Genomic DNA, 19,966 nt, shown 5'->3' on the forward strand with positions numbered 1-19,966 from the left:
ACGCACTCCGCGAGGCCCCCTTTGATTCCCTTCAACAAGCCTTTCATGACCGGCCGCGAGCTGTGGCATATCGCCCAGGCGCACGCCAACGGCCACCTGTCCGGCGACGGCCAGTTCACCAAGCGCAGCCACACGTGGCTCGAGCAGCGGACCGGCGCGCAGCGCGCGCTGCTCACCCATAGTTGCACGGCCGCGCTGGAAATGGCCGCCCTGCTGCTCGACCTGCGGCCCGGCGACGAAGTGATCATGCCCTCCTACACCTTCGTCTCCACCGCCAACGCCTTCGTGCTGCGCGGTGCGGTTCCGGTATTCGTGGACGTGCGCGAGGACACGCTGAACCTGGACGAACGCCTGGTCGAGGCCGCGATCACACCGCGTACCCGCGCCATCTGCGTGGTCCACTATGCGGGCGTGGCCTGCGAGATGGATACGCTGGTGGAGATCGCGGCCCGCCACGGGCTGGCCATTGTCGAGGACGCGGCGCAGGCCATCATGTCCACTTACAAGGGGCGCCCGCTGGGCACCATCGGCGATCTCGGCGCGCTGAGTTTCCACGAGACCAAGAACATCATCTCCGGCGAAGGTGGCGCGTTGCTCTGCCGCGACGCGCGCTTCGGCGAACGCGCCGAGATCCTGCGCGAGAAGGGCACCAACCGCAGCCGGTTCTTCCGTGGCCAGGTCGACAAGTACACCTGGGTGGACGTTGGCTCGTCGTTCCTGCCCGGCGAGATCACCGCCGCGTTCCTGTGTGCGCAGATCGAGGAAGCCGACCAGATCACCGCGCGCCGCCTGGCGATCTGGGAGCGCTATCACCAGTGGGCGGAGGCGCACGAGAAGGCCGGCCGGCTGCGTCGCCCTGTCGTGCCGGCTGATTGCCAGCACAACGCGCACATGTACTACATGCTGCTGCCCGACCTCGAGGCGCGCACACGCTTCATCGCCGGGATGAAGGCCCTCGGCGTGCAGACGGTGTTCCACTACATCCCGCTGCACTCGGCGCCGGCCGGCCTTCAGACGGCACGCGTGCACGGCGAGTTGCACAACACCGACGCGCTCAGCGAGCGCCTGGTGCGCATGCCAATGTGGATCGGCGTGGAGGAACACCTCGATGCGATCTTCGCCGCTGCTGACAAAATGCTTACGTGAACGAGAGCGCGGTTCCGGCCTCGGGATCCGCCCGGGCCTACCTCCAGTCCCTGCCCACCCGGCTGGCTGCGTCGACGCTACGCCAGCGCCTGCAGGGCACCCTGCTGCTGGCGGCCGGCCTGATGCTGCTGTTGCTGCTGGCCGTTCCCTACGAACGGCAGACGCTGACCGTCACCGTGGAAAGCGCGGAGCCCGGCCGGTTGCAGGTCTACTTCGACATGGGCGGCGGCCTGTCAGAATCGCTCTCGACCGCCCTGGCCTATCCCGCCGGCCAGACCGAGCTCCGCTACAGGCTGCCGCGCGGCACTATCCGCGGCCTGCGGCTGGATCCAGCCGCAGGCGCCGCGCCGCTCGTGTTCGCCCGCATAGCGGTAACCGGCACCAACCAGCATGACGCGCGCGTGCTGGCCGATCCCCTGCAGTTGCAGGGCCCGCAGATCGCACGCGACGGTACCGACGAACACGGCCACGCGCGTTTCCTTGTCGCCGAAGGCGCCAACGATCCACAACTGCCGGTCGCGCTGGAAACTCCCCTGCCGAGCAATACCGGCATCGCGCCAGCGGCGTGGACCGCGCTGTGGTGGGGCTTCTGGCTTAGCCTGCTGGGCGTGGCCACCCTGCAGTTCCTCCGCCTTTCCAGGCCGACCCTGGTCCTGGCGCTGGTCGCGCTCGGACTGTGCTCGGCCATGGCGATGTTCTCGCCGACCAATGGTCGCTCCCTGCATCCAGATGAACGCCTGCACGAGGCCGATGCCCGTTACTTCCAGCGGCACTGGGCACCGCCGAGGATGGATGCACCCGATCTGGTCCCCAGCTTCACCACCAGCCCATACGGCGTTACCTATCTGTCGGAGTGGAATGTGGTGTACCTGTTCGCCGGCAAGGCTTCGCGGCTGTTTCGCGAGCTGGGCATGAACGAGATACTGTCCTTCCGCGCTTTCAACCTGGCGATGTTCGCGCTCATGCTCCTCGGCCTGGTCGCGACAGGAGCGCCACGAGGGAGCTATATCCCGCTGCTGGTGACGCCACAGCTCTGGTACGTGTTTTCCTATTTCAACGGCGACGCTTTCCCGTTCGCGCTGGGCATGCTGGCCTGCGTAGTCGCGCTGATGCCGGACGGCCCGCTGCAGCGCTTCCTGCAGCGGCGGGGTCCATTCGATACGGCGACACTGGGGCACGTGCTGCTGTTCTGCACCTGCTTCGGGCTGCTGTTGTTGTCCAAGAAGAACTACTGGCCGGTCGCCGCCTTCATCGCACTGTCCATGTCGGTGGTGGCGCTGCGCCTGCGTGCTGGTCTCGTGCTGGCGCTGGTCACGCTCCTGTTGCTGGGAGTCGCGGCCAACGGCGCCGGCGCCGCGCTCGCGGCGGTCGCGGGCCCAGGCATGCTTGGGCTCGCGGGCGTGCTGGCCGTACTGGCGCTGGGCTATTGCCTGTATTCGACCTGGACGCTGCTGCGCGAACCGGACAGCCGGCGCGGCGTCGGCCGGATCGCCATCGTGCTCGCGCTGGCGGCGGCCGTGGCGCTGCCCTGGATCGGCGCGGATGCTTACAAGCACCGCGGTGAACCGGGCAAATCGGCGCTGATCGAGCAGCAGCGCGAACGGTATGCGGCCCCTGCGTTCAAGCCGTCGGCGGCCGACAGCCTGGTTGAGCAATACCCGGGGCTGCGCCTGCAGGAGAAGGGCGTCACCCTTGGCGGCCTGCTGGCCGCGCCGAGGACATGGCACACGACGACCTTCCGCAGCTTCTTCGGCGTCTACGGCTACATGGAGTACTACGACGCCGACATCGTCTACCGGGCCATGGGCTGGGGCGTGTCCGCGCTCCTGCTGCTGGCGCTGGTCTGGGGCCTGGCGACGCGCACGCTGCCTGCCGCCGAGGCCATTGCCAGCGCCGGCTGCGCCGCCGCTCTGGTGCTCGCTTCGCTCCTGCACAGCTGGGTCTACGACTTCCAGCCGCAGGGGCGCTACGTCCTGGGCATCCTGGTGATGATGGTGCCGTTCTTCCTGCGAATCGGCGAGTCGCCGCGCGCCCGGCAATTGTTCACCGCCGCTGCGCTGTTCTTTTTCCTGCTGTCGGCCGCCTCGTTCACCCGCATCGCGTTGCCGCACCTGACCTGACGCAAGGCTGCGGCACACGCGGCGCTACGCGCACGCGTCGTACGGGAACGAAGAAGACACGCCCGGCGACAGATGGGCAGCGCAGCGCCGTCCCACGCCGGCGGCATCAGGACTCCAGCAAGAACGGCTGGGTCAAGGAAAGATTGGGGTTGTAGGCTGGGTCATGCTGCAACGCCTTGGCCCAGCGTTCCCGCATGAACGCCACTTCGGACATGAACCTGGCCTGCTTCACCGGATTGTCCTCGAGACCACGCGACGCCGACTCGTGGTGGTACAGCTCGGCGAACGGCGTCCACAGGTTGCGATATCCCTTCTCGCGGATGCGCAGGCACAGATCGACGTCGTTGAACGCCACGCGCAGGCGTTCGTCCAGTCCACCGACTTCCTCGTAGACCGAGCGTCGCACCAGCAGGCAGGCCGCCGTCACCGCCGACAACTCCTGGACCAGCAGCATGCGCCCGAAGTATCCCTGGCTGCCGCGTGGATGGCGGCTGCCGACATGGCCCGCCACCCCGCACAAGCCAACCAGCACGCCGGCATGCTGGATGGTGTCGTCGGGGTAGTACAGCATCGCGCCCACCGCGCCCACGTCCGGGCGCATCGCATGGGCAACCATCTCCTCCATCCAGTCGGCGGAGATCACCTCGATATCGTTGTTGACCAGGCCGATGACCTCGCCACGCGCCTGGGTCACGGCAAAATTATTGATCGCCGAATAGTTGAACTCGCCCGGATAGGAAAGGACCCGCAGGTTCGCGAGCCCGGAGATCCGGGCGAAGTATTCCAGCGTCTCGGGCTCGACCGAACCGTTGTCCACCACCAGGATCTCGTAGTCCGGATAGGTGCTGCGTTCGAGGATGCTGTCCACGCACATGCGCAGCAGATGCACGCGGTCGCGGGTGGGAATGACCAGGCTCACCTTCGGTGCAGGCACCGGCGTGGGCCGCTTCACCCGCATCATGCTGGCCGGGAGAATGCTCACCTCTCCCATCTGCCCGGTGCGCTGCAGGTGCTCCGCGACCGCACGGCGGCCAGCGACCACCGCGTAGTTCTTCTCACCGGCGGCCAGCGCGGTCGAGCCTTGGATCGCGCGCCAGTGGTACAGGACACGCGGGATATGCACGATCTGCCCGGGCGCGATGCGCTCGATGCAACGCAACGCCAGATCCCAGTCCTGCGAGCCCTCCAGTCCCTTGCGGAATCCGCCCAGCTCGCGCACCAGCGGCAGCGAATACACGCCAAGGTGCGAAATGCAGTTCTGGCCCAGGAACAGGTCGTAGTTCCAGTCCGGCTTGAAGTAGGGATCGAAGCGCCGGCCATTCTCGTCGATCTTGTCCTCGTCGCTGTAGATCAGCCTGGCATCCGGCACGCTGCAGATCGTCTCGGCAACCAGCAACAACGCATCGGGGTGCAGTTCGTCGTCATGGTCGAGCAGCACCATGTACTCGCCCGTGGCCACCTCCAGCGCCGAGTTGGACGACTCGGAGATATGCCCGTTCTTCTGCCGGTAGACGACCTTGACCCGGGGATCGCGGCGCTTGTATTCCTCCAGCACCCTGCGCACGTTCGGCGAAGGCGACGCATCATCGGAGATGCACAGCTCCCAATCCGGATAGTGCTGTTCCAGCACGCTGTCCAGTGCATGGCGCAACCAGCGTTCCGGCGCCTGGTAGACAGGCACGACCACCGACAGCAGCGGCCGGCGCGGCAGCGCCGCAAGGCGCACAGCGACGTCAGCCAGGCTCGACGCCGGTTCATTACGATCCAACCATCTGGCGTAGCTGCTGGACAGCCGGGGTTGCAACGCCTGATAGTCCTCGGCGCCCTGCCTGAGCAGGGCGCCGGGTCCGGCTTTGGCGCCAGCCGCCAATAGTTTTCCCATAAGTCTCAGGGCATTACCCGCCCCGCCTCCCCGTGCTTCATGAACACGACGGAGCATGTGCAGCCATGCGGTGGAACGTGCCACAGGGCGCAGGCGGACCATGAGCTCGAAACGCGCATTCTCGTCGCTGGGATCCAGCCGCAGGGAACACAGCCCGGCTCCCAGGTACAGGACTGTCTCGCTGCGCCCCTTCGCATCGTAGGGAAGCAGACCAATCCGGTTGGAATGGGCCGGCCCATCGCCATAGGCCGGATAGATGCAAGGGTTCTCCAGGCGCCCGGCGTACGTACGGCTGTCGATCGTCAGTACATACCAGCCGGGGGACACGCCGGCCAGACCGTTGCCGGCCGGCGCCTCCATCATCTGCAGGGAAAATTGCGGATCCCGATGGCTGCCATGCCATTGGCCGTCGTCCGACCGGGTCACATTGGCCAAGGGCACCAGCACCATTTTCCAACCCGCCGACTGCCAACCATCGCGCAGCCTGCGCTCCTGCCGCCTCTGGCTCAGGCGGTCGTCTCGGTGAATCCTGATGCGATCTTGCGGATCCACGACGCTACTTCTTCACTCTCCGCCACGGATATTGATCCGCACCGATGAGTTGTAGCCGTTGCCGAGATCGAAGTAGATCCGGAACTCATCGCTGAATTCACCCCGCATCCTGACCTGCAGCCCGCGCTTATCGACACTTGGTCCAAGGTTCCGCAGTGCACTGGGCGCAATCCAACCCGCGTTCGTGGCATTCCCCAGTACCAAAGTACAACCGGATCCGGCGTCGGCATCGACACGCACGGTGCGAACCATCTGCAGCTTCGTGTCGCTGCATACGTCGATCACGTGTTTGCCGTCAGCCTCACTGAGAACGATGCTCTCAACAGCCACCTTCGCCTGCGTGAGTTGCGTGGGGTCCAGACGCACCGAAGCAATCGCCGATCTGGGTAGCTCGATATTGAACTCGATCTCACGGGATGCTCTGGCAGGCAGATCCTTCGGTATTGTCAGCGCGAGCGCTGCAAAGGCCCCGCTACGTGCGATCTGCTCGACATGCAGCCTGTTCTCGGCGATGAATGCATTGAGCCCCGATCTCGCGTCGCTCACCGCGTCCTTGCGTACCAGCACGGCCATGCGTCCGCCGCCGGCTTCTGACTGCCTGCGCACGGCGTCCCGGACCGCACCTGGAACATTCTTGCCCGCATCAATCATGAAGTAGCTTTTCGGGGCGGGCTGGAGACTGGAGGAAATATAGAAGCCGGGAGAGAAACTGAACGTAATGTCATTGGCTGGCGAATGAAACACCGCGAAGAGCGCCCGCCATTTTTCATCTGCCGCCGCCCGATCCTGCGACACTACAACGGCAACGAATCCGCCCAGCACCAGGACCGCTATCGAACCCAGGACACGCGCGCTCGTCCTCGTCCATTGTCCGGCAACGGCCGATACCAGATGCACCAGATAGGCGGTGGATACCACCGCAAGCAGCGCAAGCGGCGGGATGAGAAAGAACGTGTGGCGCAATCCACCCAGCGGAAAGGCATCCCGTACCTGCGCAGCAAGCACGACCGCGATGGAAGCCAGCACGCTGACGGCAAGGAATCCTCCCGCGCGCAGGAAGGCCCGATCAGCCTTCGTCGCTGCTCCACGCAGCCAGGACACCCGATACACCGCGATGGCAAGTGCCGCCACGATGGCCACTGCCACGGAAACACCCAACCACCTATGCACCTGGGCCAAGACGGTGGCGCCGTCCATGACCTGCACAAAACCCAGAATATCCGTACCTACCTGCCTCAGTGAGTGAAGCATGAACGACGCCATTCCGCCCTCACCCCGCCCCACCCAGTCGCTAAACGAAGAATGCAGCCCGCGGGCGCGATTCCAATGTGCATCGGGTACCGAAAGGCGATAGGCAACAAGCGACAAGCCGCCGACGAGCAGGGGCACTGCGGCGGAAAACATCCTGCGGACGAAGTTTCCGTTGGCCGTGATCACGCCAGGAACGAATGCGGACAGGAGAACCAGCAGCCAGAACCAGGTCGAAACAGCGCCCAGCAGAATGACCGTAGTCGGGTAGAACCATGGCAACACGGCCATGACCAGCAAGCGCCACTTTGTCCACGCCGGCATCCGGCCAGCGATCACATCGGGCATCAGCATCCCCAGCAGCAACGCCTCCAGCAGAATGCTTTCGCCATAGTTGGGCATCCCCCACCGCGCAAAGAACAACAGCCGCATATTGCTTATGACGAACAGCACCACAAGCGCCTGCGTAATACGATCGACCGGCAGGTCGTCCTTGCGGAAGAAGGCAAGCCAGAAGACGAAGCACGCGATGGCGACGGCCGCGGGAACCCGGTACCAGAAGAATGAGTTTCCGAACAGACTGTGGATAACCCACACCTGCGCCTTGAGCGTATGCCCGTAATGGAACGACTTCATGTAATCCCAGAAGCCGCTCTTGAGGAAGTGGATGGCGTTGTGCTCATCGCCAACCAGATGATCGCCGCCCAACCATCCGAAGATCAGGACCAGGCCTACGAGGCCAGCCCAGAGCGGCAACACACGGTTGATCAGCATAGAGCGCGTTCCCGTTTGGTCTTTCAAGTACTGCATGTGGCCACTCTTTGGGGCGTGCTGGATTGTAGTCCAGTCATATCCAGGCTGCACCTCGGCTGGAGGCGCTTCCAGCAGGCCCGAGCGGCTTCCGGCATTGTCGCCCCCAGAGTGCTTTCCAGATGTGCAGCAGGCGGCCGGCCGCGTGGCGGCGGATGCTCACAGCGCGCCAACGCCAGCCACCTGGCCGGACAAACGTGTGCATTGGGCGATCCGCCCAATGACCAGCGAGACTGATGACAGGCCTGCCGCTGATGATGCGATCCAACCAACTGCCTGGCCAGCGCCAGCAGCGTTGACTGGAGAGGCCGGCAAGAATGATCGAACAGGCACACCTAGCCTTAGCGAAGGCGGCACGACCACATGCAAGCAGCCATGGCGCCGCCCGCCAGGCAGGCGACTACGTTGATCCGCGTTGGCCCGTACTCGGGCAGTACTCGGCCGACAGGCGCGGGGCGGGCGCATCCATGCAGATCACCCGCCCTTGGGAGCCGGGGGCCTTGCGCCCCCGTCTCCATAAACACACTGATGAACAACCCACCGAGAGCAACGCCTCAGCAGGAATGACACCCAAAAGTCAGCCTTGCGTGCCGCTCTGGATCTCGCCACGAACGCGCTGTTCGAAGTTGTAGCCGCGACCCGTATCAAGCAGCAGGAACGGCCCCTGGCCGCCTGCAGGCACCGCCATGTCAATCTCAACACGGCGGGCCGATGGCGACGACTCCAGCGATCCGAATGCCGACAGACCCATCCAGCCCGGGTTGCCGTCGACTCCGAACACGATATTGCAGTCCTCACCCGAACGGCTGAACGACGCGATCCGTACCCGCTGTACATTGCGGGGAGCGCAGGCATCCATATTCATGACGGTGTCGCTGCCGCTGACCAGAGCTATCCGTCGGATCCGGACCTTCTCCCCGGCGACGGAAGTGGGATCCAAGCGGATAGCGTTGATCGCATCACCCGGAAGCGCGAAAACGAAGGTTGCCATCGAAGCCTCCGCCGGGGCGCTACCAGGTGCCTCCGGCAAAGGGGCGGCCGCCGGGGCTGCAGCGGTATCAGCTTCGCGCTGTCCGCACGCCGCGGTGGCGAGCAGCAGCAGGCAGGTAAGGGCAGTACGGATATTCATAGTTTCACCAGGAAAGATGGCAATGGGCACGTCGAATACTTGCAAGCTGCACGTTCGTCTATTGCACCAAGCGGCGCAGCAGGCGGGATTCTATATCACGCCCTGTCCGGCGGATAGCGGCGAACACCCCCGGATCAGGGGCGCATGCCGGAGTCCGTCCCGGGCTGGGCAAGCAACTCATCCACATGCGGTCTGAAGCGCGCCTCCCAACCATTCTCGCGCACGTAACAATCAAAGGCAGCCGGGTCTTTTTTTCCATCGCGGAGCAGCTCGCCAACATGAGCAATGAAGCTTTCATGGCTGTGTGCCACGCGCAGGAGGGGAGAATTCCGGTCGATGTTGTAGATCTCGGTAGACACCACCGGAACCCGGCACGCCAGGTACACGAACAGCTTGAGGGGGTTCATGCTGCGGGTGAGAGCCATATCCATGTGCGGGATGATGCCGACGTCGAAGCGCGACACCCACGCACCGACCTGCGCATACGGAATAGCCCCGACAAGGAGAATATTGCGGTGACGCTTCAATTCCAGGACGTCGGGATTGGCATGCGTTGAACCGATCAGAACCACCTGTGCATGGGGAAAAGAGTCGGCGAGCTTGCCGATAAGCTCGATGTCGATCTTCTTCTCCAGATTCCCGACGAATCCGATTTTCGGTTTCGTCGACGCAACGTAATCCGCAAAGGCTGCGCTCTGGGGAGCGGATGCCGACCCCATCTGCTCATCGCAACCATTGGGAACGAGACGAATGTCTGGGAAATATCGCCGCATCGACTCCAGCACTGGCTCGCAGTTTGCGAAGGCCATGTCTGCGCGCTGCAACAGCTCTTGATAGTTGATGGTGAGGCGTTCGCGCTCGTCGTCAGTGATGCTCGGCCAGGCGCGATGGTCGTCGACCACATCCACAACTACTTTCCGGGGCCTGAAAGAATCGACCACGCCTGCGGCCAGGTAATTCTTCGGATAGATCCAGAAAATCGCATCCGAAGGATTGATCTCGGCGCGGCGCAACGCACCCTCCAGGTACTCGTTGTACGCAGCGGCGAGGCTCATACGGTCAACATGCGAATCGTGGGTAGCGTATCGGCCCGGGGGAAACACGAAAACATCATGCCGGATCTTGCCTGCGTCCAGGCCGCCCATCAGCTTTTCATAGGTAGCCTGATAGATAAGGCGATCGTGATTGTATGGCTTGTCGTTGCGGCGCCAGGCCAGCAGGGCATGCTCGGATACCGGCGCATCCAGCACCAGCACCCGACGTACGTCCTCGCGCTGAGCCAGGTAACGGATGGTCATGTCGGACCGTCGACCATACAGCCCGGTGTCGTTCTGTTTCCAGAACACCACAACGTCCACGCCGCTATTCTGCAGGTGTCCGCCAGCAGACACGCTTGGCATGCCGAGAACCCGACGTTGGTGCGCCAGGAGGACCCGCAGATCATCCATCGGCTTTCGCTGCGATCCCAGCGCCCGGGTAATGATGGCCCGCATCTGGCGAGCAGCCGATGCGTAGCTGTAGCGATCAAGAAACACCTTGCGCACGCGCTCCGCCCAGTTGCGCTGGAACACGCGATCACCGGCGATCGACTTCACCTGCATTGCCACATCGTCTCGCTTGACCGGAATCGCCACACCATCGTCGATCAGCTGCCCCATTGGTGGCGTCCGCGTCGCCAGCAGAGGAATACCCATGCCGATCGCATCGATCGCCTTCGCCGGAAGCTGGTAGCGCGCAATATCGCTCTCCTCGTCCTGGGGAAGACAGACGACGTCGGCCATCGCCACGATGCCTGGGATCGACGTGAATGGCTGGTTCGGGAGATAGATCACGCGCCCGTTCGCGAGCTTGTCCAAGGTCGCCACCACGCGTCGATCAGTGGCCTGTCCGACAACGACAAGCACAGCGTCACGATTGATATCCTGCCCCACGGCCTCCGCAAGCACATTGATGCCCTTGTGCTCTCTTGGCGTCCCGAAGAACAGCAGCACGCGCGCATCCCGTGGCACCCCATAGCGATCGCGGGCAGCATCCCTGTCATGCAACTCCGGGTCGAAGAATCGCTCGTCACGGACGTGCGGGACGATGGTTCCCCCGAACTCCCGATACAACTCGACGTTGGATACCAGGATCTCGTCGGCATACCTGCGCATGTACTGCGCGAGCCCGGTCCACAGCGCGGAGTAGGGCTCGACCTCCCCGGCAGCCGCGCCATCCGGCATCGCCGCCAGCTGGTCGAGACTGACTTCGTCGGCACCCTTGAAGAACGACATCTCGTGGTCATCGATGTCCAGGATCAAGGGGCAACCAAACTTCTCCTTGATCAGTACACCCAGCTGCACCGACGGCAGCCGCGACTTGCATGCGATCACGATGTCGGGGCGGATCCGCTGTGCGAGATCCTCCAGCGCTTCCGCAAACTCCGGGAAATTACGTCCAGGCAGGGCAATCACCGGCAGGCGACCTTCCCGCACCGGCTCCCAGACGCCGGTACCGTACCGCGGAAACTGGAAGCCCGCGATTACCACGTTGCGAACCACCCGGTCGAGCACCTCTGCCAGCATGTACGAGCGCCCGAGCGGGTTATGCCCCACGTCCCAGGTTATGACCAGCGCAGTCAGTGGCAGCACGCGCTCCTGCGGGTTGGGGGCACACACAGGGACCATGGTGGACGCGTGCCCTTCCGCGGGCGCATCCATGCCACTGGCCGGGCACGCACCGGCCGGCGAAAGCGCGCGAAGCAGGCGGCCTTCGCCGCGCCCGTACAGGACGTAGTGCAATAACGGATTGATGCCGAACTCCTCGACATCCGGGTAGTCTTCGAGGTAGCGAGCGGCATCGAAGCGCGGCCCTGGCGACCGCCCCATCCTCCACCCGAACCGCAGGTAATGTTCCAGTGGCGTCAGCGGCAACTGGGCCACGTCGCGATAGGTCCCCAGGTACCATTCAACGTCGAACAGACCCGATTCCTCGACCTTCTGCAACATTGGTTTTTCGATCCTGACCACTCCCGCTCCTCTTCCGATAACATCCATTTTTCCAGCCAAGCGATCCACCATTCAAACCGGCACTCGATTCGCGACCGCACCACGCAGCGCGCGCATTTCCGGCGAGGAGAAGGCGGCACGTACGCGTTCCAGATAATCCGGATACCGGGACGCCAGCACCCGCATTCCCTGCTCCAACAATCCCGGCCGCTCCGGGCCGAAGCTGGCGCTGCGTACATGGAACACGAAAGCACGTGGCGTCACCACATGCCTCCAGCCCATCTGGAGCGCGCGCATGCAGAGGTCGTTCTCCTCGCCATAGCCGCGGGGGAAAGCCTTTTCATCGAATCCGCCTACCTCATCAAGCATGGCCCGGCGCAGGTAAATGCAGAATCCCGAGCCGGTAGGTACATCCACCGGGGCCATTGAAGCAACACTCTGGACCACCAGTGCCGCATGGTCGTCCATGGACACACCTTCCGGACGCGGGTTGGCCCGCCCCTCGACAGGAAACGAAAATGCGCCGGCATTGTCGCTCATCGGCGTAACGGTACCTATGCCTGCACCGGCGTACGCCGTCGAACGCAAGCCTTCGAGCCACTGCGGGGTCACGACCGTATCGCTGTTGAGAAGCACCACGTCGTCGGTTCCGGCTTCGCGAAGTCCAATATTAACCGAGCGTGTGTAGCCGAGATTGGTTGCATTGCGCAGGACGCGTACGCCTGGCATCCGTGCCCAGCCATCCAGCAGGTCGCCGATGCGGGGGTCCGTGCTTGCGTCGTCGATCAGCAACAGCCTCGCCGCATCATGGTTGAGATGGCGCTCCAGGGACTCCAGACAGTTCCGGACGGCCTCGAAAGCGTCGTGGATCGGCACCACGATCGTGGTCGTTCCCGGCGGGCGCGCCACGACGGGAACACTGTCGCGCAACTCAAAGATCAGACGGTATGACGCCTCAAGTTGCATGCGCAGATGGTCCGGAGTCAATGCGTCAAGCACCCGCTTACGCCCCGCCTCCCCCATGCGGATGATTCGCCCGGGATCCGCGCACAACAGAACCACACAGTTGGCTACGGCCTCCACATCGCGGAATGGCGCCAGGAAACCGTTCACGCCATCCTGAATCAGCTCGGCCACTGCTCCCCAGTCGTAGGCGACGACCGGACGACGTGCCGCCATCGCCTCCGCCACCGTGCGCCCGAAAGATTCAGCGAAACTCGATAGGTTGAGGACCACGTTCGCCTGGCCAATGGCGTCCCGCGAACTCTCGGCATAGCCCATGAACTCGATGTTGCCCGGCAGCTCGCCGCGCGACTGCGCGTCCTGCAAGGCCAGCACGTCGGCCGTTTCCGGCCCGACCAGAAGGAAGCGCGCATCGCAACCCATCGATGCGCAAAGCCGCGCCACCTTGACGAAATCGCCTATACCTTTCTTTGGAGAATTGCTGCTCACGAGCGCGACCCGGACCGGCCCATCGATCACGTTCTCGAGGTCGAATTCCCCTGGATCAACTGCGTTGGCGACTGTGGATGTATGGACGTGGTCCGCGAATGCTCGGGCAGTCAAGCGCGAGTTCCCGACTACATGGTCGCAACGCGATGCGACATCCACGACGATCTGCTCCGGCGTCATGCCGACCGTTTCGCAGAGCTCCGGATCATGTTCCACGACCTCACGCGCATGGACCACAGCCAGGCGCCCCATGCGCCGCGCGGCCAGCAGCGGCTCGACCAACATGATGGTGTTCGCATGGACAACGTCGATGCCGTGCCGCGCGATGAGGTCTGCGAACACCAGCACCAAGGCTTCATCGATGCGGCGAGACGCACGCCATTGCGGATACGCGAACACATGCACACCGCAACTGTGTTCGCGCAGGTGCTCAAGATAGGCCTCATTGGCCGCACTGGGCAGGGTTACCAGCACATTGAACTGCATGCCGGCCATCGCTTCAACGATATCGAGAAAACTCCGCTCCCCGCCGAACAGATACTCCCCGGAAGCATGGGCGCAGAGCAATATCGTACGTCGACCCTCCACGAACTCCCGTGCCCCCGCGTGCCACGCATCGCGGATGATCCGACCAAAAAAGGGCGCCGTCCTGCCGACTTCTGCCCCTACGTCGCCGCCCGCGAGCGCGCGCACTTCCCTGCCTTCAAGCTGCCCGTATCGAAGATAGTGCAGCAGTGGATTCAGGCCCCTTACATCCGGATAGCGGCCGAGATACCAAGACGCATCGAAGGCCGGACCGGGATTGCGACCCAGTCGCCAGCCAAGCCACAGATAGTGTACGAGCGGATCAAGCCCAATCGCCGCGACATCCCGGTACTCGCGCAGGTACCAGCCCTCGTCAAAAAACCCCGAGTCGCGCACGAGGCTGGCTTCGGGCTGGAAATCGCCTACTTGCATGCACGCCCTTCGTTCCTGCCGTGGGCGAGATAATGAACCAATGGATTCAGCCCCGAATCAGCGACATCGGGATTCTCGCGCAGGTATAGACCGGTATCGAAATGCGGCCCGGGATTGCGCGATTCGAACGCGCCAAACCGCATGAAGTGCTCCAACGGGCTCATCCCCCCCTGGGCCACGTCCGGATACTCGCCCAGATACCAGTCCGCGTCGAAAAGGCCCGACTGCGAAACCAAGGTGATGGCATGCTTCCGGTCACGGCCCGGCTCTCCGACCTGTCCACTGAGAAGTCGGCCCAGATACCGCAGGGGGCGGGTTGCTCTCCATGAACGGCTGGCCATGATCTTTGACAGGCGCTCGTTCGTGCCGGCGAGTTGCCTCTGCGCTTCAGCTGCATCTGCCTGGGTCCGTTCCAGATCCGACTCGCGTTTCAGCAGCAGACGTGTGAGCTCCGTCAGCTCGTGATAGCGAACGTCCACTTCCTTCTCGAGGCGCGCGGCCAGTGTGGTTGCTGCACGAAGCTGCTCATCGGCATCGCGCAGGCGGGACTCAAGCGCGGCTTCGCGCTCTCCGGCCGCCGCCACGTCCGTACGAAGCGCATCCTGCAGATCGTTGAGTTCTCGCACCCGCTCCGTCGCCCTCAACAGTTCGTTGCGCAGCCCGTCCACCTGCAGGCGCGAAGCCTCCTGATCACCGCGCAATTTCTTCACTTCCATGCGTGCAACCTCCAATTCCGCTTCCAGGCCGTCGCCGCGCAACCGCGCAGCTTCGTTCTCCTCCAACAGTTCTTTGCGCAGCCCTGCCATCTGCAGGCGTAAGGCCTCCTGATCACGTCGCAACTCCTCCACCTCCATGCGTGCAGCCTCCAATTCCTCTTCCAGGCCACCGGCGCGCAACCGCGCAGCCTCGTTCTCCTCACCAAGCGCGCCAATCTGGGCACGTGCATCGGCCAGCTCCGCACGAGCTTGATCTGCCTGCAGGCGCGAGGCATCAAGCTCGATGACCAGCGCAGCGACTTGTTGGCGCGCACCGACCAGCTCCGCCTTCAACTCGTCGGTATACAGCCGCGCGGCCTCCCGCTCCGACTTGAGCGTTTCGATCGTACAGAGCGAATCTGCGAACTGCCTGTCGAGTTGCTCGAGCCTGGGCCGCATGACCGCAAGCTCGATCCGTGCGTCCTCCCCCAGCCGGCGCACGCTTCGAGCCTCCCGGAGCTGATGATGAAGCGCAGCCCGCTGGATCCGCAGGTCGGTCACCTTCTGCTGGAGCAACGCGTCCACCGTGGCGGCCTGGTTGCTCAACTCATCGCGCAGGGACTTCACGAAACGCTCCCCGCGCTGCGTGGCCTCGCCATCCTGCTTGCCGAGCAGCGCCCTGATCGCCTTGAGCTCCTGGTAGATGCCACTGGCCGGCGACGGTGCCACCGGGGGCACTTCGGGGCGATTGAGCGGTGGCAGCGTGGATTCGTAGGCTTTGAGAACGTCCACCGGCACATCCCAGGCTCCAGCCGGCGGCAACTCGCCACTTTGCAGCTGCTGGAACAGCGCGACCTGCCTGGAGCCCAGGAACTGCTGTAGGTCCTTCTGATCTTCCCGTTCACGGTAAAGATCGGTCGAAATGAAGGCATCCAGCTCCCGCACGGCAGGCATGCGCAGCCCTGCCACGTCGTGCGACCGGAGATCCTCCAGAAGTTTGGCGACGGCCGTGCGTGGATCAGTAATCAGTTGACGGTGCGAGACGACGATCCGCGGCATCCCCTCCGAATCGAGCAGAGCACTCTGCACGTAGCGCTCCCATAGCGCCATGCCCGCAGGAATTGGAATCCCGTTGCGCCTGTGCAGGCTCGATGCGACCTCCACCGGGTTGCGGTAGATGTGGATCCCCACCGGCACCTCGAGGAAACGCCGCCACAGCGGCAACAGCAGGCACAATCGTGGCTCTTTGATCATCCAGGGCCTGTGCCCGTCGAGCTCAAGTACCAGCTTGGCGGCCTGCCTGTTGAAATCCTCCAGCACCTTCCCGGCCACCGCGTTCACATCGAAGTCCGCGACCCTGTTCCAGTCGCAGCCTGCAGCGTGCAGGATACTGTCGTTGAGCGCACGCACGTCGCGCCGCTCCCAGAATCCCTTCGGGTTTTCCTGGTTGGCGCCAGTGGTGACACCCTCCGGGCCGAAGTAGGCCCCCATCAGGTTCAACACGCGCGCCAACGCCGAAGTCCCCGATCGGTGCATCCCCAGTACAATCATTTGCATGCGCCATTCTCCGGTCAACGCGGCGGCAAGCCGCGGACGATCGCCTCGATTTGGCCCGACAGATTGAAGTTGGTGCCGTCAGGCCCCTGGACGCTGAAGTTCTTCAAGTCCGCCACTGAACGGATGTCAGTTGCAGGGAGCACCAATTGGTAACCAACCAGCGCGTGCGGAAGGCCCAGGTGCCGCTGCGCGTCGGGGCGCAGCTGCTTCTCCACCGAATCAACCCTCAGGTTGCGCCGCCCCAGCTTCACACTGATTTCCGACGGCAGGAAACCTTCGGTATCGATCGCCCAGCCGCGCACCAGCAACCTGTCATCCTCGATCGTGATTTCGTCCACGAAGCCAAGAGGATCGAATACGCGGCGCGGCGCTCCATCTCCGTCGCTGCTCTCACCGCCGAGCAACGACAGGTAGAACTGTTCGGCCCGCTGCGCCAGCACATCGTCGGGCAGCGGCGGATCCACCGCACGCTCCCAAGTCAGGCGCACCGGCATGTAGCCATGCTCCACGAGGATGCGTTCGACCGTTTCGCCGTGCTCGGCCGGAACGTAGACGTCCAGCGCCACATCACCACCGTCGACCCCGTCCAGCCATCTCCCCACCAGCTGTGGCCCCAACCCGTTGTCGAAGATGTCACGGGTGATCCGGTCGATCTGGAAAGGTGACCAGTCCGTTGTGACCAGCGCGCGCATCGCCTCGGGCGCGTCCTCGATGCCCCGCCCGATGCGGCTGATCTTCTGGTCGCCGGAGATCACCGGCACCCCTGCGGGCACAAACAGACTCTTTGCAATGCTGCTTTTGCCATAACCAGGCGGTTGCATCAGCAGATAGGCCATGGGACGCCTGCGGCTGATGTGGATGACGTGCCGTGACACCGGATCGCCGTCCTGGGAGATGCTCGGGCCCATCCACTTCCAGGCGTAGCCTTCCAGCACCCGGCGCAGCATCGGCATGCTCGGGAACAGGCGCTCGTCGTCCCCGCGCCTCACCTGCGTCCACTCGGGCCGAGCCGAGGACACGATGCCCAGCTCCAGCACCAAGGTCCCGTCCGGCGACAGTCGTTCCACCAGGCGATGGATAAGTGCTTCCTGATCCTCCGCGTAGTGCAGCGCCGACGCCAGCAGGATCACGTCGAACATGCCATCGGGCAGACGCTCCCAGCCCTGATGCAGGAACTCACAGCCGGGAAACCGCGCGCGCGCGCGCCGGATGAAGGACAGGGAATGGTCGATGCCGACTACCCGGATTGCACCCTGCGCATGCGCAAAACCGCAGAAAAAGCCCTCATTGCAGCCAACATCCAGGAACGCCTTGCCACCTAGTTCGGGCATGCGCAGCGCCTTGAGCTTATCGAGCGTCCGCGAGTCTCCGGCGGCTCCTGGAAATGACTGGTATTGGCTCATGTCTGATCGTTTCTCGAGGATCTTTTTCAAGGGGACACACGCAGGGCGGCAAGCACGGCCGGCCCAAGACGAAGGGAAGCATCCCCAAGTTCGCCGCTCCCGCCACCGAGGACACGGAGAAAATCTCCCAACTGCGCTGGACAGGACGCCCCCGGCACCCTGACCGTAGCAAGAAAGCCGCACTCATCGTCCGACAGCCCAAGGTGACGCACCACGTCAGGCCGTTTGACATACTGTATGGATTCGGCGACATGCCGGCGCCCGTCGATCTCCAGCACCAGCCCTCGGGGCGTCGCTCCCTCGGTATCCACCATCCACCCCTTGAGTACGAAGGCCCCCTCTCCCTCGCCCGGGCGGATCTCCTCCACGACGCCATACACCTGCGCCCCTTGGGACTCGATCGGCTCGATGGTGATTGCGTTCTCCGCGCGCAGTTGCGCCATCATCCCGTGATAGCGTTTGAGTGCCGACGTGATGTCCCCTACGTGCACCAGGCGACCGCCTTCGAGGACGATGCCTTTGTTGCACATGTCGCGCAGCAGGCCGACGCTGTGGCTGGCCAGCACCACGATCTTGCTACCGCCAACCCGATCCTGCATGCGCTCCTTGGCCCGCTCCATGAAGTCCGCATCGCCCGCGCCGACCCACTCGTCCATCAACATGATGTCGTGTTGGACCGAGGTGGAAATCGCGAAGCCCAAGCGCATCTTCTGGCCCGAGGACAGAGTACGCAGGCGGTGACTGGCCTTGTGCGCAAGGCCGGAGAATTCGAGGATCGATGACACTTGGTCCCGCAGGAAGGCCGCACGCAGCCCCATTGCCACGCCGCGCAGGAAAATATTCTCGCGTACCGTGGCCTCGCCATTGAATCCAAGCGACATGTTCAGCAACGCCTGGCAGCTGCCATGCACGTCAAGCGTGCCGCTGCTGGGCCGATAGACCTGGTTGAGCACACGCAGCAGGGTGCTCTTGCCTGCGCCATTGCGCCCCAGGATCGCCAGTCGGTCGCCCTCCCGGACCTCGAAGCTCAGGTTGTCGAGCAGCCGCACCAGCTGTCGCTTCGGAGGATCGAAGGCCGCCCCCCTGAAGATACCCGCCCACCCCTTCGACTCCCGCTCCTGTTGCAGGAAGATCGGCACGTCCAGGCAAAGCCGGTCCAGACGGATATAGGCGCTCATCGATTCAGATCCACAGTGGCACGTAACGCGCATAGCGCCGGTAGGTGAAGGTCGCCACCACCAGGCCAACGACGGTCATGGTCCCTACGTACCACCAGGTCAACGGCTCGACCGCCTCGCCCAATATTGGCGCGCGGAACAACTGGACGAAGTGGTAAAACGGGCTCAGGCGCATCAGCATGCCGCGGATGCTGTCAGCAGGCATCATCTCGGGGTACCAGATGATCGGTGTCAGCAGGAACATGAAGATGGAGATGTTGTTCAACAGCTGCCCGAAGTCGCTGAAGCGCGCGCCCAGCAGCGAAAAAACCACACTTACCCAGAGCGAATTGACATAGATCACCAAAAGCGTCAGCGGCGCCAGCAACAGGCCCGCCGGCTGCAGGTCCGCTACACGCGCGTACATCGCCAACGCCACCAATGCCACCGGCACGTACATACAGAAGTCGAAGAAAGACCTGGCCAGGGACTGCAGCAGGTAATCGGTAAGCCGCATGTGCCCGTCCATGATGAAGGCATGGCTGGACGCGAATACGTTGGCGCTGCCCGTCAGGGTGGACATCAGGATGCGGAACACCATCGCACCCAATGCCACGTGCGCCGCGAACAAGGCAAGATCCCGTTGCTGCATGGCCGCGAAGAACGAGCCCAAGCCGAACACATACACCACTGCAGGCGCCATCAGCCAGAAGATACCGAAGCGCGAGCGGCGCGCGCGCACCAGGATGTCGAGCCAACTGGATAGCCCCCAGAACTCCGGATTGCTCAGGCTATGCCGGAGTTCGCGCCAGAAGCCCGTGCTCGCCGGGGCTGGCGCCGTGCGGGAAGGCGAGGCGTTCTGTTCGGTCAT

The 19,966-nt window shown here is 63.7% G+C and carries 11 protein-coding genes; 2 read left to right on the forward strand and 9 right to left on the reverse strand.

All coding sequences use genetic code 11. The features are described 5' to 3' along the window. Positions 1–21 precede the first annotated feature (21 nt). Entirely contained in the window at positions 22–1,146 is a 1,125-nt protein-coding gene (gene rffA, locus AC06FP_RS10520; RefSeq protein WP_478075444.1) for a dTDP-4-amino-4,6-dideoxygalactose transaminase, read from the forward strand. Further along, positions 1,143–3,266 carry a hypothetical protein gene (locus AC06FP_RS10525; protein ID WP_478075445.1) on the forward strand — a complete coding sequence of 708 codons (2,124 nt, stop codon included), beginning with the start codon at positions 1,143–1,145 and terminating at the stop codon, positions 3,264–3,266. Before rffA ends, AC06FP_RS10525 begins: the two co-directional genes overlap by 4 nt. Positions 3,267–3,372: 106 nt before the next feature. Here the strand turns inward: AC06FP_RS10525 and AC06FP_RS10530 are convergent, their stop codons facing one another. The 9 genes from AC06FP_RS10530 to AC06FP_RS10570 form a co-directional block, all read right to left on the reverse strand. Next, the gene (locus AC06FP_RS10530) at positions 3,373–5,700 is read right to left on the reverse strand and encodes a glycosyltransferase family 2 protein (RefSeq protein ID WP_478075446.1); all 2,328 of its coding nucleotides are present in this window, start codon (positions 5,698–5,700) and stop codon (positions 3,373–3,375) included. A 12-nt stretch (positions 5,701–5,712) separates the two neighbouring features. Then, positions 5,713–7,722, reverse strand: coding sequence for a hypothetical protein (locus AC06FP_RS10535; protein WP_478075447.1), 2,010 nt, complete (start codon positions 7,720–7,722; stop codon positions 5,713–5,715). 613 nt (positions 7,723–8,335) lie between these two features. Then, entirely contained in the window at positions 8,336–8,932 is a 597-nt protein-coding gene (locus tag AC06FP_RS10540) for a hypothetical protein (protein ID WP_478075448.1), read from the reverse strand. A gap of 89 nt (positions 8,933–9,021) precedes the next feature. Beyond that, positions 9,022–11,874: a glycosyltransferase family 4 protein gene (locus AC06FP_RS10545; protein ID WP_478075449.1), complete on the reverse strand. Its 2,853-nt coding sequence runs from the start codon at positions 11,872–11,874 to the stop codon at positions 9,022–9,024. Positions 11,875–11,946: 72 nt separating this feature from the next. Beyond that, positions 11,947–14,283: a glycosyltransferase gene (locus tag AC06FP_RS10550; RefSeq protein ID WP_478075450.1), complete on the reverse strand. Its 2,337-nt coding sequence runs from the start codon at positions 14,281–14,283 to the stop codon at positions 11,947–11,949. After that, positions 14,274–16,535 (reverse strand): sulfotransferase family protein, encoded by a 2,262-nt coding sequence (locus tag AC06FP_RS10555; protein ID WP_478075451.1) that lies wholly within the window; start codon positions 16,533–16,535, stop codon positions 14,274–14,276. Before AC06FP_RS10555 ends, AC06FP_RS10550 begins: the two co-directional genes overlap by 10 nt. Before the next feature lie 14 nt (positions 16,536–16,549). Then, positions 16,550–17,938, reverse strand: a complete 1,389-nt coding sequence (locus AC06FP_RS10560) for a class I SAM-dependent methyltransferase (RefSeq protein WP_478075452.1) — start codon at positions 17,936–17,938, stop codon at positions 16,550–16,552. Positions 17,939–17,964: 26 nt separating this feature from the next. Further along, a complete protein-coding gene (locus AC06FP_RS10565) occupies positions 17,965–19,116 on the reverse strand; it encodes an ABC transporter ATP-binding protein (RefSeq protein WP_478075453.1) in 1,152 nt (383 codons plus the stop codon). Between the two features lie 4 nt (positions 19,117–19,120). Beyond that, on the reverse strand, positions 19,121–19,966 hold the full coding sequence (locus AC06FP_RS10570; RefSeq protein WP_456118078.1) for an ABC transporter permease: 846 nt from the start codon (positions 19,964–19,966) through the stop codon (positions 19,121–19,123).

It is taken from the genome of Stenotrophomonas sp. Steno-Z2, from assembly GCF_056393235.1.

Bases quoted from the DNA above. Each gene is read 5' to 3' on its own strand.
- AC06FP_RS10550 (WP_478075450.1), bottom strand. From the start codon at position 14,283: ATGCAAGTAGGCGATTTCCAGCCCGAAGCCAGCCTCGTGCGCGACTCG.
- AC06FP_RS10560 (WP_478075452.1), bottom strand. From the start codon at position 17,938: ATGAGCCAATACCAGTCATTTCCAGGAGCCGCCGGAGACTCGCGGACG.
- AC06FP_RS10545 (WP_478075449.1), bottom strand. From the start codon at position 11,874: ATGTTGCAGAAGGTCGAGGAATCGGGTCTGTTCGACGTTGAATGGTAC.
- AC06FP_RS10555 (WP_478075451.1), bottom strand. From the start codon at position 16,535: ATGCAAATGATTGTACTGGGGATGCACCGATCGGGGACTTCGGCGTTG.
- AC06FP_RS10535 (WP_478075447.1), bottom strand. From the start codon at position 7,722: ATGCTGATCAACCGTGTGTTGCCGCTCTGGGCTGGCCTCGTAGGCCTG.
- AC06FP_RS10565 (WP_478075453.1), bottom strand. From the start codon at position 19,116: ATGAGCGCCTATATCCGTCTGGACCGGCTTTGCCTGGACGTGCCGATC.
- AC06FP_RS10570 (WP_456118078.1), bottom strand. From the start codon at position 19,966: ATGACCGAACAGAACGCCTCGCCTTCCCGCACGGCGCCAGCCCCGGCG.